The organism is Citrobacter europaeus (assembly GCF_037482245.1).
GTDB classification, from domain to species: domain Bacteria; phylum Pseudomonadota; class Gammaproteobacteria; order Enterobacterales; family Enterobacteriaceae; genus Citrobacter; species Citrobacter europaeus.
The window spans coordinates 4,349,283-4,365,837 of the sequence record NZ_CP148084.1 but is presented as its reverse complement, the minus strand read 5'-3'; the positions used below and the strand labels follow the sequence as shown (position 1 = coordinate 4,365,837).

The 16,555-nt window shown below is 54.0% G+C and carries 15 protein-coding genes; 5 read left to right on the top strand and 10 right to left on the bottom strand.

Annotated elements, in window-relative coordinates; all coding sequences use genetic code 11:
• Nucleotides 1-57 precede the first annotated feature (57 nt).
• Both WHR59_RS20460 and WHR59_RS20455 read left to right on the top strand, forming a co-directional pair.
• A complete protein-coding gene (locus tag WHR59_RS20460; protein ID WP_043018310.1) occupies nucleotides 58-345 on the top strand; it encodes a BrnT family toxin in 288 nt (95 codons plus the stop codon).
• On the top strand, nucleotides 332-634 hold the full coding sequence (locus WHR59_RS20455) for a BrnA antitoxin family protein (protein WP_043018311.1): 303 nt from the start codon (nucleotides 332-334) through the stop codon (nucleotides 632-634). The genes WHR59_RS20460 and WHR59_RS20455 overlap by 14 nt, the downstream gene beginning before the upstream one ends.
• 112 nt (nucleotides 635-746) lie before the next feature.
• Here WHR59_RS20455 and yjiA read toward each other — a convergent pair whose 3' ends face one another.
• The 3 genes from yjiA to btsT all read right to left on the bottom strand — a co-directional run bounded on the left by yjiA (nucleotide 747) and on the right by btsT (nucleotide 4,175).
• Nucleotides 747-1,703: a GTPase gene (yjiA, locus tag WHR59_RS20450; RefSeq protein ID WP_338843406.1), complete on the bottom strand. Its 957-nt coding sequence runs from the start codon at nucleotides 1,701-1,703 to the stop codon at nucleotides 747-749.
• A gap of 12 nt (nucleotides 1,704-1,715) precedes the next feature.
• Nucleotides 1,716-1,910 (bottom strand): YbdD/YjiX family protein, encoded by a 195-nt coding sequence (locus WHR59_RS20445; RefSeq protein ID WP_003830038.1) that lies wholly within the window; start codon nucleotides 1,908-1,910, stop codon nucleotides 1,716-1,718.
• Nucleotides 1,911-2,024: 114 nt separating this feature from the next.
• Entirely contained in the window at nucleotides 2,025-4,175 is a 2,151-nt protein-coding gene (btsT, locus tag WHR59_RS20440) for a pyruvate/proton symporter BtsT (RefSeq protein WP_043018313.1), read from the bottom strand.
• 490 nt (nucleotides 4,176-4,665) lie between these two features.
• Between btsT and tsr the strand changes: the two genes are divergently transcribed.
• On the top strand, nucleotides 4,666-6,327 hold the full coding sequence (gene tsr, locus WHR59_RS20435) for a methyl-accepting chemotaxis protein (protein WP_043018314.1): 1,662 nt from the start codon (nucleotides 4,666-4,668) through the stop codon (nucleotides 6,325-6,327).
• Between the two features lie 39 nt (nucleotides 6,328-6,366).
• On the opposite strand, the gene WHR59_RS20430 is transcribed toward tsr, so the two are convergent.
• The 3 genes from WHR59_RS20430 to WHR59_RS20420 all read right to left on the bottom strand — a co-directional run bounded on the left by WHR59_RS20430 (nucleotide 6,367) and on the right by WHR59_RS20420 (nucleotide 9,425).
• The gene (locus tag WHR59_RS20430; protein WP_172862665.1) at nucleotides 6,367-6,882 is read right to left on the bottom strand and encodes a GNAT family N-acetyltransferase; all 516 of its coding nucleotides are present in this window, start codon (nucleotides 6,880-6,882) and stop codon (nucleotides 6,367-6,369) included.
• Nucleotides 6,883-6,934: 52 nt separating this feature from the next.
• A complete protein-coding gene (locus WHR59_RS20425) occupies nucleotides 6,935-8,296 on the bottom strand; it encodes an MFS transporter (RefSeq protein ID WP_003845612.1) in 1,362 nt (453 codons plus the stop codon).
• Between the two features lie 214 nt (nucleotides 8,297-8,510).
• Entirely contained in the window at nucleotides 8,511-9,425 is a 915-nt protein-coding gene (locus WHR59_RS20420) for a GntR family transcriptional regulator (RefSeq protein ID WP_003019148.1), read from the bottom strand.
• A gap of 137 nt (nucleotides 9,426-9,562) precedes the next feature.
• On the opposite strand from WHR59_RS20420, the gene WHR59_RS20415 reads away from it, so the two are divergent.
• Both WHR59_RS20415 and WHR59_RS20410 read left to right on the top strand, forming a co-directional pair.
• Complete coding sequence (locus tag WHR59_RS20415) at nucleotides 9,563-10,585, top strand: zinc-binding alcohol dehydrogenase family protein (RefSeq protein ID WP_032942306.1); 1,023 nt, start codon at nucleotides 9,563-9,565, stop codon at nucleotides 10,583-10,585.
• A 13-nt stretch (nucleotides 10,586-10,598) separates the two neighbouring features.
• Entirely contained in the window at nucleotides 10,599-12,044 is a 1,446-nt protein-coding gene (locus WHR59_RS20410) for a tagaturonate reductase (RefSeq protein WP_172862667.1), read from the top strand.
• A gap of 105 nt (nucleotides 12,045-12,149) precedes the next feature.
• On the opposite strand, the gene opgB is transcribed toward WHR59_RS20410, so the two are convergent.
• From opgB to dnaT, 4 genes are all read right to left on the bottom strand, one after another.
• A complete protein-coding gene (gene opgB / locus WHR59_RS20405; RefSeq protein WP_047406389.1) occupies nucleotides 12,150-14,441 on the bottom strand; it encodes a phosphatidylglycerol--membrane-oligosaccharide glycerophosphotransferase in 2,292 nt (763 codons plus the stop codon).
• A 231-nt stretch (nucleotides 14,442-14,672) separates the two neighbouring features.
• Complete coding sequence (locus WHR59_RS20400; protein ID WP_338843405.1) at nucleotides 14,673-15,164, bottom strand: DUF2501 domain-containing protein; 492 nt, start codon at nucleotides 15,162-15,164, stop codon at nucleotides 14,673-14,675.
• 70 nt (nucleotides 15,165-15,234) lie between these two features.
• Nucleotides 15,235-15,972, bottom strand: a complete 738-nt coding sequence (dnaC, locus tag WHR59_RS20395) for a DNA replication protein DnaC (protein WP_043018319.1) — start codon at nucleotides 15,970-15,972, stop codon at nucleotides 15,235-15,237.
• A gap of 2 nt (nucleotides 15,973-15,974) precedes the next feature.
• Nucleotides 15,975-16,514, bottom strand: a complete 540-nt coding sequence (dnaT, locus tag WHR59_RS20390) for a primosomal protein DnaT (protein ID WP_043018320.1) — start codon at nucleotides 16,512-16,514, stop codon at nucleotides 15,975-15,977.
• Nucleotides 16,515-16,555 lie beyond the last annotated feature (41 nt).

The following is a 16,555-nucleotide window of genomic DNA, read 5'->3' as shown; positions in this document are numbered from 1 at the left end:
TATAATTGTAAGATAATTGTATATACGTTTTTGTATATACAATTAGGGATAAAATACATGCCAATGGAGTTTGAATGGGATGCAAACAAGGCGCAAAGTAACTACCGTAAACATGGTGTTCGCTTTGAGGACGCAGTATTGGTTTTCGACGATCCCCGGCATTTGTCCAGACAGGATCGTTATGAGAACGGTGAGTATCGGTGGCAGACCATAGGGATGATGTATGGTGTGGTGGTCATTCTGGTTGCCCATAGCGTTAGGTTTGAAAGTGGCGTTGAAGTCATTCGTATCATCAGTGCCAGAAAGGCAGACAGTAAAGAGAGGAATCGTTATGAGCATGGTTAAACATAAACGCGGCAGCGTATCCGCGCTGAGTGCTCAGCATGAGGCTGAACTGAAGGCGCTGGCGAATAAACCGGATGATGATATTGATTACAGTGACATTCCCGTGACCGAAGATAAGCAGTGGTCAGAGGCTAATCGCGGTAAGTTTTTCCGTCCGTTGAAAACGCAGGCATCGGTGCGAATTGATGCCGATGTGATGGAGTGGCTAAAGCGCCCCGGGAAGGGTTACCAGACGCGGCTGAATGCTATTTTGCGCGAGGCTATGTTGAGAGAGCAAAACAAGAAATAGTCTTATCCCGGGGCAGTAAGTACCGGATGGCGGCTGCGCCTTATCCGGCCTATGGGAAGGTGGAATTTCCAGGCCCGGTAAGCGTAGCGCCACCGGGCAATTCAGCAGGAGATTACTTCTTCAATCCCGCAAACGCTGCTCTAATCTCATCTTCCGGCAGGTTAATACCGATAAACACCAGCAGGCTGTGTGGTTGTTCGTCGCCCCACGGGCGGTCCCAGTCGGCGCTGTACAGGCGCTGGACGCCCTGGAACAGCAGTCGGTTCGGCTCGCCTTCAATCCACAGCATGCCTTTGTAGCGCAGTAGCCTCTCGGCGGATTCCAGCAGCAGGTTTTCCATCACTCGCGACACGTCGCTGATGTTGACCGGGTAATCCAGCTCGACGACGATCGAGGAGATATCGTTTTGCTTGTCGGCAATAAAGTGGAAGCGCGGTTTGGCGCTGACCACGTTCTCTTCCAGCATAAAACCGTTGGTGTCGAACAGCAGGGAGAGGTCGATGTCACCATGCGTCACGGTGTAAATCGGCGCACGGGCGTTGATGCGCGCCAGGCGTTCATGCAGTTTCTCGCTAACACCAGCGACGTCGGTTTTGGTCAGCAGGATGCGGTCAGCATAGCCTACCTGCGACTGGGCGATGGTGAACTGGTTCATCTGTTCATCAGCATGTACCGCGTCAACCAGCGCAATTACGCCGTCCAGCAGGTAGCGTTCGCAAATCACTTCATGGGAGAAAAAGGTCTGGATAATCGGGCCGGGGTCGGCCATGCCGGTGCACTCGATCACCAGACGGTCGAAATTGATGGTGCCTTTGTCGAGGTTATCGAGCAGGTCTAACAGTGCGTATTCCAGTTCACTGGAGCGGGTACAGCAAATGCAGCCGTTGGTCAGGGTTTTGATCTGCGTGGCGCGATCGCCAATCAGTTGATCGTCCACCGAGACTTCGCCGAATTCGTTTTCGATAACGGCAATCTTGTAACCGTGCTGCTCGTTGAGAATATGGCGCAGCAGGGTGGTTTTACCCGCGCCAAGAAAACCGGTGAGTAGGGTAACTGCAATCGGGGTCATTCACTTCTCCTTCTAACAGCAACTGCTTCCGCCGCTACCGTAGCGGGCTTCCTGGCGCTCGCGGAAGAATTCTTCGTAGGTCATGTACGGCTTATCGGGATGGTTGGTCTTCATGTGCTCGACGTAGTTGTCGTAGTCCGGAATACCAATCAGCATCTTCGCCGCCTGACCGAGATACTTTTTTGCCTGACCTAAAGTACCAAACATTCTATCGTCCTGTTAATGAATAAAGCCGGATGGCGGCTTGCGCCTGATCCGGCCTACGTTAACTGCGGCACTAAGTGATCCTGGCCAGGTAAGCGTGCGCCACCCGGCTTCAGGTTAGTGGTGTGAAGAGGTCTTCACGCCGCCTTCCGGCACCGGTACATACGGTGTCTCTTTATCAGAGCGACCGTTGATGGAGCGGGCTTTCTGCCAGGTACGGAACCCGTAGAAAATGATGCTGTACACCACCACCAGGAACAGAATACTCAGACCTGCGTTGGTGTAGTTGTTGATGACGATGTGGTTCATGTTGGCAATCTGCTGCGCGGTCAGTTCGCCGCCGTTAGCAATCTTCTCTTTGTACTGACTCGCCATGAAGAAGAAGCCTTCCATCTGCGGGTTGGTGCTGAACAGTTTCAGACCCAGCGCCCAGGTGGTGCAGATAAGCAGCCATACTGCCGGAACCACGGTAACCCAGATGTATTTGGTGCGCTGCATTTTAACCAGCACCACGGTGCCGAGAACCAGCGCCACGGCAGCCAGCATCTGGTTAGAGATGCCGAACAGCGGCCACAGGCTCTTAACGCCGCCCAGCGGGTCAACAACGCCTTGATACAGCAGATAACCCCACAGGCCGACGCAGCCCGCAGTACCGATGATGCCCGCAACCAGAGAATCGGTTTTCTTCAGGAACGGCACGAAGTTACCCAGTAAATCCTGCAGCATAAAGCGGCCAGAACGGGTACCGGCATCCAGTGCGGTCAGGATGAACAGCGCTTCAAACAGAATACCGAAGTGATACCAGAAGCCCATATCAGCCATCGGCAGCACTTTGTGGAACACGTGAGCGATACCCACGGCCAGCGTCGGTGCGCCACCTGCGCGGTTCAGAACGGACGGTTCACCGATGTCTTTCGCGGTCTGCAGGATCTGCTCAGGCGAAATCACGAAGCCCCAGGAGCTGACGGTCGCTGCCGCATGTGCGGTAACATCTTTCAGCTGCGCCATAATCAGCGGGGCGTTTTCGCCGCTCATTTCATGCAGGTTCGGCATGGTGATGCCAAGGCCCGCAGGCGGGGTGTTCATCGCGAAGTACAGACCCGGTTCGATGATAGACGCAGCAACCAGCGCCATAATCGCCACGAAGGATTCCATCAGCATCGCACCATAACCGATAAAGCGCGCATCGGTTTCACAGGCCAGCAGCTTCGGCGTGGTACCGGAAGCAATCAGCGCGTGGAAGCCAGATACCGCACCACAGGCGATGGTGATGAACAGGAACGGGAACAGAGCGCCTTTCCACAGCGGGCCAGTACCATCAACGTACTGCGTCATTGCCGGCATTTTCAGTTCCGGGTTGAGGATAACAATCCCCACCGCCAGACCGACGATAACGCCGATTTTCAGGAAAGTAGCCAGATAGTCGCGCGGGGCGAGGATCAGCCATACCGGCAGCAGCGCAGAGATAAACGCGTAACCGATCAGGGTAAAGGTGATGGTGGTGTCTTTAAAGGTCAGCGCCGGGCCCCAGTACGGGTCGTGCGCAATCACGCCGCCGAAGTAGATTGAGGCTACCAACAGCACAATACCAATCACCGACACTTCACCCACACGCCCCGGACGCAGGAATCGCATGTAGATCCCCATGAACAGTGCGATAGGTACGGTTGAGCAGACGGTGAACACACCCCACGGGCTTTCCGCCAGCGCTTTTACCACGATCAGCGCCAGTACCGCGAGGATGATGATCATGATTAAGAAGCAGCCGAACAGCGCAATGGTTCCTGGGATCGGGCCCATCTCTTCTTTGATCATCTCACCCAGAGATGCGCCGTTACGGCGGGAAGAGATAAACAGCACCATGAAGTCCTGCACCGCACCGGCCAGCACGACGCCTGCCAGCAGCCACAGCGTACCGGGCAGGTAGCCCATCTGCGCAGCCAGTACCGGCCCAACCAGCGGACCCGCACCTGCGATAGCGGCAAAGTGGTGACCAAACAATACGTTACGGTTGGTTGGAACGTAGTTCAGACCGTCATTGTTGATGACCGCCGGCGTGGCACGCGTCGGGTCAAGTTTCATCACCTTTTGGGCGATATAAAGGCTGTAGTAACGATAGGCCACCAGATAAACAGAAACTGAGGCGACCACGATCCACAGGGCGCTGATGTGTTCACCCCGACGTAATGCCACTACCGAGAGGCAGAATGCACCGATGATTCCGAGAATCACCCAGGGTATGTGCTTGAATAACTTTTTCGTATCCATAGTAAAACCTGGTTTTTTACCCGTCATACTTCAAGTTGTATGTGCGTTGGCTTCATTCGCTCACCCCAGTCACTTACTTTTGTAAGCTCCTGAGGATTCCCTCATTTGCCGCCTTCTTACAACTCGAATTATCTAGGGTACCTATTAATAATTGGCCGAAGCCGCGTGGGTTTGATCTTGTGTTTGAGGAGGTTATTTGACTGCTATGTTGGGGGGATCTTGCCAGAGAATTACGCGCGTAAAGTAAGGTAAATAAGTGAGCGGTTGTATGTCAGCTTAAGCGGTCCCAAATGTCAGTGAGCGGTAAGTAGTGGGGATGAGCGGGGAAATTTATGTGATTGAGATCACTAATAAACCTATTTAGATCTTTGGCTGGCGGTGGGCATCGACGAATCGTCGATGCTGAGATCGATTCAACTAGCACGAATTTCATAAAGTTTTCCCTTTCCAGGCCGAAAATTCTGACATCTGTCTAGCGGAAAGAGAAAACATGTTAAAACGAATGAAGATTGTTACCAGCTTACTGCTGGTATTGGCGCTGTTTGGCCTTTTACAGCTCGCCTCGGGCGGCTTGTTTTTTAACTCACTTAAGAATGACAAAGAGAACTTTACCGTTCTGCAAACCATTCGCCAGCAACAGTCTGCGCTGAACGCCACCTGGGTTGAGCTGCTGCAAACGCGTAATACCCTGAACCGGGCGGGCATTCGCTACATGATGGATCAGAGCAATATCGGCAGCGGCGCGACCGTTGCCGAACTGATGCAGGTAGCCAGCACGGCGCTGAAGCTGACGGAAAAAAACTGGGCGATTTACGAGTCGCTCCCGCGCGATCCGCGCCAAAGCGAAGCCGCGTTCCAGGAGATCAATCGCACCTATGACATCTACCACGGCGCGCTGGCGGAGCTGATCCAGTTATTGGGTGACGGGAAGATCAACGCGTTCTTTGATCAACCGACGCAGAGCTATCAGGATGGCTTTGAGAAGCAGTATATGAGTTACATGCAGCAGAACGATCGCCTGTATGACATCGCGGTGGAAGATAACAACAGTTCTTACAGCCAGGCGATGTGGGTGCTGATCTGCGTGCTGATTACCGTACTGGCGGCGATTATTGCGGTGTGGTTTGGTATCAAACTGACCCTTATCTCCCCAATGAACCGTCTGATCGACAGCATTCGTCATATCGCCAGCGGCGATTTGGTGAAACGTATTGAGGTGGAAGGTTCCAACGAGATTGGACAGTTGGCGGAAAGCCTGCGTCACATGCAGGGTGAGCTGATGAATACCGTGGGTGACGTACGTAACGGCGCCAACGCGATTTACAGCGGGGCCAGCGAGATTGCGATGGGGAATAACGATCTCTCTTCGCGTACCGAACAGCAGGCCGCATCTCTGGAAGAAACTGCGGCCAGCATGGAACAACTGACGGCGACCGTGAAGCAGAACGCCGAAAACGCGCGTCAGGCCAGCCATCTGGCGCTGAGCGCTTCTGAAACCGCGCAGAAAGGCGGCAAAGTGGTGGATAATGTTGTGCAAACCATGCGCGACATCGCTTCCAGTTCGCAGAAAATCGCCGACATTATCAGCGTTATCGACGGCATTGCCTTCCAGACTAATATTCTGGCACTCAACGCCGCGGTAGAAGCCGCACGGGCGGGCGAGCAGGGCCGTGGATTTGCGGTGGTTGCGGGTGAAGTTCGTAACCTGGCCCAGCGTAGTGCGCAGGCCGCGCGCGAGATTAAGAGCCTGATTGAAGACTCGGTCAGCCGTGTGGATGTGGGTTCAACGCTGGTTGAAAGCGCCGGTGAAACCATGGATGAGATCGTCAATGCGGTAACCCGCGTGACCGATATCATGGGTGAAATCGCCTCTGCTTCTGATGAACAGAGCCGCGGTATCGACCAGGTCGGTCTGGCTGTCGCTGAGATGGATCGCGTGACGCAGCAGAATGCCTCGTTGGTGGAAGAATCCGCCGCCGCCGCTGCGGCGCTTGAAGAGCAGGCCAGCCGTCTGACTCAGGCCGTTGCCGTGTTCCGTATTCAGCATGACCAACAGCGCGCGCGTGACGTTGCCGCCGCTAAACCGGTTTCAACGGCCCAGCCGCGTAAAGCTGCGGTAACGGATGCCGGGGATAACTGGGAAACGTTTTAAACCTGTGATGCCGGATAAGGCGTAGCCGCCATCGGGTAATCAACGCAACATCAGGCGCATGGCGCAGCGTAGTTCGTACGTCTGCCCGTGCGCCGCTTCTTCAGCTCTTTTTTCGCGCAATTCCGGCGAAAGCGTCTCGTCAGCCAGCATTTCAAATCCCAGTCGCGCGTACAATGGCGCATTCCACGGCACACCGCGGAAGGTGGTTAGCGTGAGCGACGTATAACCTTTCTCACGCGCCTGTTTGGCAACATAGTCAAGCAATCTGCGGCCAATTCCTTTTCCCTGCCACTCCAGATGCAGTGAAAGTTCAGCAATAAACAGCGATGACCCCAGCGCTTCGGCAACCAAAAAACCGACCGGACGCGCATCGACCAGCGCCAGCCAGCTCATGCCTGCGGCGGCAAATGCCCGATGCTGAGCAGCCGATATAATCTGGTCGTCAGCAATCCACGCCAGTTCGGGGATAAGTAAAAAACGTTGCCCCGCAGATCGTTCGATGGCGGGAAGAGCGGCAGTGTCTGCCAGAATAGTCGCGCGCAAGGTGATGTTCATACGAGGAGCATAACATGCCCGATAAGCGCGGTGTTATCGGGCATCTGAAGGATTAATCTTTACGCGGATCGCTGATGGGTTGGCGAACCAGGAAGATGTAGGCGAGGGCGCCCACCATGGTGACGCAGCCGCAGATGATCAGCGCCAGACGGAAAGAGTTGGTGGTATCAACAATAAATCCGGTGACGATCGGCGCAAACGACGCGCAGATAAAACTGGCAAAGTTCTGGATACTGCCCACGGAAGCGGTCATGCGTGAGGCGACGGCGACGTGGATCAGGCCCCAGCACGAGGTGCCGGCGAAGTGGATACAGAACAGCGCCATACCGATCAGTAACACGGCGGCCATCGACGTTGTGGCCTGCGGCACGACGAAGGTGAAGGCTGCTGAGCAGAACATCCCGGCGATAATACAAATCTTACGGCTCTTAATCGGCGCCATACCGCCTTTTACCAGCCAGTCGGTGACAAAACCGTTAATCAGCATGCCGGCTGCGCCAAACAAGAACGGGATCGCCGCCATTAAGCCGGTGCTTTTTAAATCCAGGTTGTAGGAGGTCTGTAGGTAGCCCGGCAGCCAGGCCAGGTATAGCCATGCGGTATAGTTGATGCCGCTAAAGCCCAGCATCATGCCCCACATAGTACGGTTGCGAAACAGGCTGCGCCATTCGGCAAAGCTCAGCGGATCGCGGCGGGCATTGACGCTGCCGGCGTTCAGGTACGCTTGTTCCGTGGCGCTCAACTCAATTTGCTCGCGGTTGCGATACAGCATGTACCAGCCGATGGCGAGGAAAATACCCAGCACGCCGATGGTAATAAACATCCAGCGCCAGCCCATTACCAGCATCATGGCGGCCAGAATCGGCGGGCTAATGGCAACCCCGATGGTCGAGGCGGCGTTAAACAACCCCATCGGGCGACCACGCTCTTTGATGTTAAACCAGTCGTTGATCACCTTTACGCCGCATGGGTTCATCGGCGCTTCGCCAATCCCCATCCCGATACGCACCAGCACAAACTGTGTGAAGCTGTGCACCATGCCGGACATCGCCTGAAACAGCGACCAGAAGAACATCCCGAGTCCTAACATAATGCGCGGACCTTTACGATCCAGCAGCGGGCCGCAGGGCAGTTGCGCAATACCGTAAGCGAGAGAGAAGACCGACAGCAGGACGCCGATTTGCGTGGCGCTCAGCCCCAGTTCTTCCCGAATTGTTAAGTTGGCGACCGATAATGAACTGCGGTCTAGGTAATTAATCACCGCAGCAAAAAATAATAAAATCATTGCTGTGGTCTGAATACGTTTTATTCGGCTACTGCGTTGCACCATGCCCTCAGGCGGAACATTAATATCCGCAGATGACGACGTGCCAAACGAAGAACTCGGGTCGAGGGTAATATTATTTTTTTCCACGCCGGACTCCTGAACCTCAATAATTTATTTTTCACACAGCCGGGCTGTGCAGTATTGAAAAAAATACCAGTGATGAATCAATTCGCTCATCACCGCTCACAAAAGTTTTTAATGCAGTCGACTTAGCGTGAGCATAGGCAAGAGGTATTTTTCAGGCGTTTTTATTTTTATAAAATCGTGCTCCCGGTAATGGTTTGCTGTTTTTTATCGGTACTTAATGGGCGGCGCTATGACTCTGGTTGATGGAGCGAATCATCGATTGTTTGGCTGAATTCAAATGGTTACAGAGCGCCAGGGTGGCATCCAGGTCGCTGCGACAGATCAGCGCGCTGAGGATGGTCATATGTTCATCGATGGCAATGATGTTGCGTTGTTTGAGGTCGCTCTCATCCCACTGATAGTGGAAGTGGAAAATCACGGAGATGATTTCAAGTGATTGATTGAAAAATATATTATCGGCAGCAGAGAGCAGCAAGGCATGAAACTCACGGTCTAACTGCGAGAACATACGAAAGCTGCTGCCGATGCTGTCGCGCAGGATCCGGTGGCGTTCCAGCAGCGTTTTAGCCTGCAGCCAGCGCGGGTCATCATCGGGCAGATTGAGAAAATGCTGCAGGGAATGGGTTTCCAACATTTCTCTGAGTTCAAACAGTTGCTCCGCATAGGCCTGATCGAACTGCTTCATGCTCCACTGACCGCGTTTTTCGTTTTTGATCAGGTTGTAACGTTCGAATTTTAAAAGATATTCCCGTACGACTACCGGACTGACGCCCGCGGCTCTGGCAAGCTGCAGTTCGGAGAAGCTCTCGCCTGCACGCAGCTGGCGCTGGTTGATCATGGTGAAAAACGCCTGCTCAAAAATCCGGTTTTGCTCGGTCATGGAGGCGGTGGTGCAGGCAAAACCGTCGTCATGGTCGGGTTTACGCACGATGACATAGTGGCTGCCGACCTGGGTCAGCACGCCGCACTCGCCTAAGTGGCTCAGCATATGGCGCACGGTGGTGCGGCTGATGTTGTACATCTCCGCTAATGCGCTTTGCGACGGGAGAGGGGAAGGGATATGACCACGCGCCATATCATCGATAATCTGGTTAATCACATTGTGACGTAAGTTCTGCGAACGGCTCATGGTTTCTCCTTTTTGCCTATTAAAACCCGATTTAAAACATTTTTATGCGTTGGAATTCACAGATTGTGTTTCTGCTTTCTCCGGCTTTTTTATTTTCGTTGATATCTGAGGCAACAAAAAAACAGGAGAGCAGAATCATGTCTACGATGAATACGTTGATTTGCCAGGAACCTAAAAAATTAGTCTGGAAAGAACGCGAAATACCTATTCCGGGTGAGGGAGAAGCATTAATAAAAATTAAATCGGTAGGGATTTGTGGTACCGATATTCATGCCTGGGGCGGCAATCAGCCTTTTTTCAGCTACCCACGTGTATTAGGTCATGAAATATGTGGGGAAATTGTCGGGCTGGGAAAAAATATACAGAATCTGAAAAATGGTCAGCAGGTGGCGGTTATTCCTTACGTGGCCTGCCAGCAGTGTCCGGCATGCCTGAGCGGACGTACCAACTGCTGCGAGAAGATTTCGGTGATTGGCGTACATCAGGATGGTGGTTTTAGTGAATATCTGTCCGTTCCGGTGACCAACTTACTGGACGCGCAGGGGATTGACCCGCAGGCGGCGGCGCTGATTGAGCCTTACGCCATCAGCGCGCATGCGGTACGTCGGGCGGCGGTGGCGCCAGGTGAGCAGGTGCTGGTGGTCGGTGCTGGTCCGATTGGTCTGGGCGCAGCGGCGATTGCCAAAGCCGATGGCGCACAGGTGGTGGTCGCCGATACCAGTCCCGCGCGTCGGGAGCACGTGTCTTCCCGGTTGGGACTTCCGGTTATCGACCCATCCGCTGAAGATTTTGATGCGCAGCTGCGCGCTCAGTTTGGCGGTTCGCTGGCGCAAAAGGTCATTGATGCCACGGGAAATCAGCATGCGATGAACAACACGGTGAATTTGATTCGCCATGGCGGCAGCATTGTTTTTGTTGGGCTGTTCAAAGGTGATTTGCAGTTCTCTGACCCCGAGTTCCACAAGAAAGAGACCACCATGATGGGCAGTCGCAACGCCACGCCGGAAGATTTCGCCAAAGTGGGCCGTCTGATGTCGGAAGGCAAACTGACCGCCGACATGATGCTCACGCACCGTTACGCGTTTGCCACACTGGCAGAAATCTACGAGCGGGATGTCATTAACAACCGTGAGCTGATTAAAGGCGTGATCACGTTCTGAGAGGGTAATTGCGATGAACACATTGAATCGACGTGATTTTCCGGGGGCCAGCTACCCAACGCGCGTGATCCAGTTTGGTGAAGGAAACTTCCTGCGGGCGTTTATCGACTGGCAACTGGATATCCTCAACGAGCACACCACTCTGAATGCTGGCGTGACCATCGTTCGCCCGATCAATACTGATTTTCCGCCGTCGCTGAATACTCAGGACGGGTTGTATACCACGCTGATACGCGGGCTTAACGAGCAGGGCGAAGCGGTGAGCGAAGCGCGGCTTATCCGTTCGGTGAATAACGAAATCAATCCGTACCAGGATTTCGCGGCGTATCTGGCGCTGGCGCACAATGCGGACATCCGATTTGTGTTTTCGAATACCACTGAAGCCGGAATTAGCTATCACGCGGCAGACTGCGTGGATGATGCCCCGCCGGTGAGTTTTCCGGCCAAACTGACGCGACTGCTGCTGGAGCGCTTTAACCATTTTGCGGGGGCGGTGGATAAGGGCTGGGTGATTATCCCCTGCGAACTGATCGACTATAACGGTGAGGCGCTCAAAACGCTGGTGCTGCGATATGCGCAGGAGTGGCAGCTTCCTCCGTCGTTTGCTGATTGGGTGGAAACGGCGAACACCTTCTGTTCGACGCTGGTCGACCGCATTGTTACTGGCTACCCGCGTGAAGAAGCTGCCGCGCTGGAAGCGACGCTTGGCTATCACGATGCGTTTCTCGATACCGCGGAGCATTTTTACCTGTTTGTGATCCAGGGGCCGCAGTGGCTGGCAGAGGAGCTGAAGCTGGTGCAGTGTCCGCTGAACATCCGGGTGGTGAGCGATATCAAACCGTACAAAGAGCGCAAGGTCGCCATTCTCAATGGCGCGCATACGGCGCTGGTGCCGGTGGCGTGGCTGTGCGGACTGGAGACCGTCGGTGAGGCGATGCAGGATGCCGATGTGCACCGCTTTGTCGAGCGGGCGATTGGCGAGGAAATTATACCGGTATTGGATCTTCCGGCGGATGAACTGCGAGAATTTGCCGACGCGGTAAGCGGGCGTTTTCAGAACCCTTACATTCGTCACCAGTTGCTTTCCATTGCGCTAAACGGCATGACTAAATTCCGTACCCGAATTTTGCCGCAGCTGCTGGCGGGTCAGCGAAATGGGCGCTGGCCCGTGCGGTTAACGTTTGCCCTCGCTGCGCTGCTGGCGTTTTATCGTGCAGAGCGCGACGGGGAACGCTATCCGATACAGGATGATGAACAGTGGGTAAGCCTGTATGCCAGCCTGTGGCCGAGAGTAGGCAATGATTTAACGCTGCGTGAACTGGTGGATGCCGTGCTCGGCGATACGGCGCACTGGGGTGAAGATTTAACGTTGCTGCCAGGGCTTGCCGGACAGGTGACGGCTAACCTCGAGATGATTCTGGTGCAGGGTATGCGCCAGGCGGTGAACGGTCTGGAATAAGGTTGCCATGCAGCGCCCGGTGTGGTGTTGGGCGCTGTTTTTTTTCAGGCAATAAATGGGGTTAACGATAGGCCTGATAAGCGAAGCGCTATCAGGCCTATCATGTTAAGAGCCCTGAGCTACTACTTTGATTTCAACCATCCCGATCCCCAGCTTACGCGGCGAGTGGCCGAGAATATTGCCCTCGTTGGTGGCGACCGGATCGGGTGGGACAATTACCAGCGTATTGGCATCCGCCGGGTTATCAAAATGCAAGGTGGTGGTGCTGACGTCATGGCCTAACACCAGCGTCTGTTCCTCGTTGCCAACGCGCACGGGGATCGGACGATTGGCGTTATCACCATAGGCTTTGGCGGTGATGACCAGATCGAATTTTTTCGGCAATGGCGCTTTGTATTCGATTTTTACCTCTTCACTGAGCTGCGCATTGGACCAGCGTCCCCAGGATTCGGGGCGTGATATGCCGCTAAACTGTTTGACCTCTTCAGGTGCGCCCGCCACGTTGAAGACGAAGCTATCGGCTTTGTAGCGAATGTCGTTATCGACAATTTTCAGCGTATCGACGTTACCTTTGTAGCGCTCCATGTCGATCACCGTGTCTTTAAAGACGGTTTTGCTTTTCCATTTGGCTTTGTCAACGTGCTGCACGATTTGCTGCCCGCCTAACTGACCCTGCGATACGCACCAGTCGGTAGAGAGCGCCAGCTCCGGCGCCCATAGCTGCGCCATTTTGTAGCAGCGATCGACCCAGACGAAGTTATCGCGTGGGGCGAAATCCGCCAACTGGAAGCGCAGCGGGGCCGAGTATTCGCTTTCCGGCAGCGGCTCGACGCGTTTATCCGACACGCGCAGCAGCAGCGGCAGGCGGAAATGGCTACCAGAGAAAGAGATCATGTTTTTGTCCTGGTCGACGGTGAACTCTTTCATCTCTTTCGGGAAATTCCACAGACGGATAATATCGGGCTTCCACGCCAGCATTTTTTCTTTGATGTTCAGGAACACTTCCGACACGGATTCGCTCGACAAACTGCTGCGGCCAAGGCCGATAAAGTTATCGCCGCCGAGAATATCCAGTACCGTTGCGCCGTTATCCATCGTGTTACGCTTCACCGCCAGCGTGTCCTGCTGCGGCTGGTCGCCGCGCAGCACGAAGAACAGGTTGTTGCGATCCTGCTTGTTCAGATACTTCCATGCGGTGTTGTTCATCGCCAGATGATCGGAAGAAACCACGATTACGGTATCTTTAAACCATGGCGATGCTTTGATTTTATTGATAAATTCGGCAATATTTTCCTGACTGCAGCTGACCGCGCTGAACGACTGGTTGGCCTTCCCGTCGATGTCATAACGTTTACGGTTGCAGCTACGTGAGATAAATCCATCCGGATGATGGGTATCCACAGTCAGCGTAAACAGTGAAAAACGCTGGCCCGAGCGCGAAAGCTCTTCGAATTTTTTCCACGCTTCGTCCAGTACGGTATCGTCGTAGAAGCCCCAGTCGTTGCGATAGGCCGGGTCTGCCACCACGCTTTTTAACTCTTCTGCGCCGTACAGATGGTCAAAGCCGTGAGATTTCAGGAACACGTCTTTGCCGGCAAAGCGCAGGTTGGCCCCCTGCACAAAGTAGTTCTGATAGCCGGAGTTTTTCAGGATATCGCCCAGACAGATATTGTTGGGGAAAAAGCTTGAGACCGACGCCGAGGCGTTGCCTTCAAATGGCGCAAACAGCGGAATACCGCACTGGGAGGCGACCATGCCAGCGATGGTGTAATCGGTGCCCGGAAGCTGCATGGTGTTGCTGAAATCCAGACCTTCATTTTTCAACGCGCCGAGTTCTGGGGTCAGATCCGGGAACGCGTCATTGTTAAAATAGGTGCGTTCGAGGCTTTCGCCGTAGATATAAACCAGGTTCAGCTTGGGGTTGGGAATGGTTTTCGATGGCTCTTTATAATACGTTGGGAAATCCGGATCGCCATCGCGCGACTGCGACTTCACCAGTTCGGTTATCTGGTGAAACGCCGGGCTGGCGTCAACGGAGGCCAGCGCCAGCAGCAGGGCCAGCAGACTGTAACCCACATGATGCGGATGATGGCGACGGCGGCGTAGGATCCAGCCGAGAGCGACAAAAACCGTCGTCAGCGCCAGCGCGATGCCGACCCCCGGCAAAATATATTTTCCAATCCCCGCGCCGGTCAGGCTGTTGGTCAGCGTGTAGAGTACCGCGTCATTGATCCCGTCGCCGGTGAAATAGTCACTGGCGTACAGCGTGATATTCAAGACAATAAAAATCCCCAGCACCGTTAACGTGGCGGCAAACCACCAGGTGTTGCGACCCGCTTTCCAGGCGTAAATCAGCACTGAAGCGAGAAACAGAGTGATGGAGATTAATTCTGACAACGGTCGATCCTCAATAAACCGGGCACATGCCTGGCAGGCTAATCATTAGGGGAAAGCACAATGTAATAGCGATGTTATATTGCTGCAATTGTAGTGACATTAAATTACGTTGTTATTCAGAATTGGTTTAGATATGCGTGTTTTTTGCAGGGGATTTGCTGGTTATTTGACGTGTGAATGTAATGGGGTGAAAAATTGATGCCGCGCAGGTAATACGCGGCATGTCGTGCATCAGGAAATGAAGTTCATACCCTGTTTTAACACCAGATCGCAGGCCTTGGTTTTTACCTGCTTCGCCAGCGAGCTATTGCCAATCGTGTTCAGGTCCAGTTGTTGACCATCTTTGGCGTTGAGCAGACCCTGAATACCGTCCATATAGTTGGTATCTTGCTTCTGCTCAGGAGCACTGAGCCCCAGTTTATCCAGCACCTGGTTTTTGATGTTTTGCGTGTCGGTGACCGAGGCCAGCTTCTGTTTCGCACAATATTCCAGGATCCCAGCGGCGTTATTCATACTGCTGGAAGTCAGCGACTGATTGCTGCCATTCAGCAGGCTGGTCAGGGAAGAGAGCGACGAGCTGCCCTGCGAGCCGGAGCTTTGTTTGCTCAGTTCGCTGGCCGCGCTGGAGAGTGAATCCTGCCAGGAGGCAGCAAAAACGCTGGTGGAGATGAGCGTGCTGGCGGCAAGCGCACAGCACAGCAGACGTTGGGGTGTTTTCATCATTATATGCAACTCGTGTTATGCCTTTTCAGCGCAGTATAGCGCTGGCAGTCTTAGGAGTGGTCCTAATACGTTAATACTCTTTACCGGTTACCCGACTACGGTAGCTTTCCCAGTTAAAGATTACCCACAGGCTGTTGCCAAGCCGCATGCGGTCCATTACCCGCTCGCCCAGCAGTTTGTTCATTTCATCCATATTACTGTTGGTTAACATGCCTGTTGGTCGTTTTGAAGACGAGCGGCGATCGACGATCTGATTGATGATCACTTTTTCGTAGCGCGATTCGGTTTGCATGCCGATCTCGTCGATCACCAGCAGATCCACGTTACTCAGATCGTTGAGTAACTGTTCTTCGCTGGTTTCACGATTACTGAAGGTTTCTTTCATCGCCGACATAATATCAGCCACGGTAATGATCAGCACCGACTTGCCGCGCAGCAGCAGTTCGTTGCAGATGGCGGCGGCCAGATGGTTTTTACCGGTGCCGGGCTTGCCGGAGAAGATAAAGCTGGCGATATTGCCGTCAAACTCTTCAACGTACTGACGGGCTTTGCTCAGGGCGTTCATCTGGCCCTCGCATTCCACCCGATAGTTATCGAATGAACAGTTCTGATGCAGCGGACGGATCCCGGAACGGTTGAAAGTGCGCTGCATTTTCATGGCCCGGTTTTCGCGGGCCAGGGCTGCGGCACGAATTTCACCTTGCTCTTTTTGCCATGCCAGCAGCTCCTCGCCCGTTTTAAAGGCAGGCTCGACATTAGCCGGCATCATTTTTTGCAGACGTTTCATCAGGTCGCCAACGTTTTTCATCGTTATCCTCTAAAACCCGGTGGTATATGGTTGTCAGGCTCGCTGACGCTGTTCACATCGCGCTTCGGCATTCCGCCATTGCTGGCCCGGCCAATCTGGATACTGCGCGCCAGTTTTTGCTGCCACTGAATATGGTGAAAAACTTTGCCTTCGGCCTGCCAGTAGGCGACAAATGAGGCCAGTTCTTCAGCGGTGACCGGTTCTCTTAACGCCACGCCCCACAGGGCGGCCTGGCGCTGAAAGTCGGCATCGGGCTGCCAGTCAGCGTACATCGCAAATTTCCCCATTGGTATGGCAACGGGGGCGGCTTGCGGCTCTTCATAAAATTGTGCATCCAGCGTCACATCGCTTCCCGGGCGTGACAGCTTCTCTTCAAGCGCCAACAACTCGGCCAGTCGCGCAGGCGTCACCGCGTAAAACGCTGGCGCGTTATTGGCGAAAACGGCTACGGCACCGCCTGCAGACCTGGCCAGCACCGCATGGTGATCGTGTAGTAAGGCGTCAATGCTAGTGACGTCCGGCGTCAAAATTTTGCTGGGCATAATGTTTCTCAATACTGAACAACAACCGAGAAGGGGGCTGC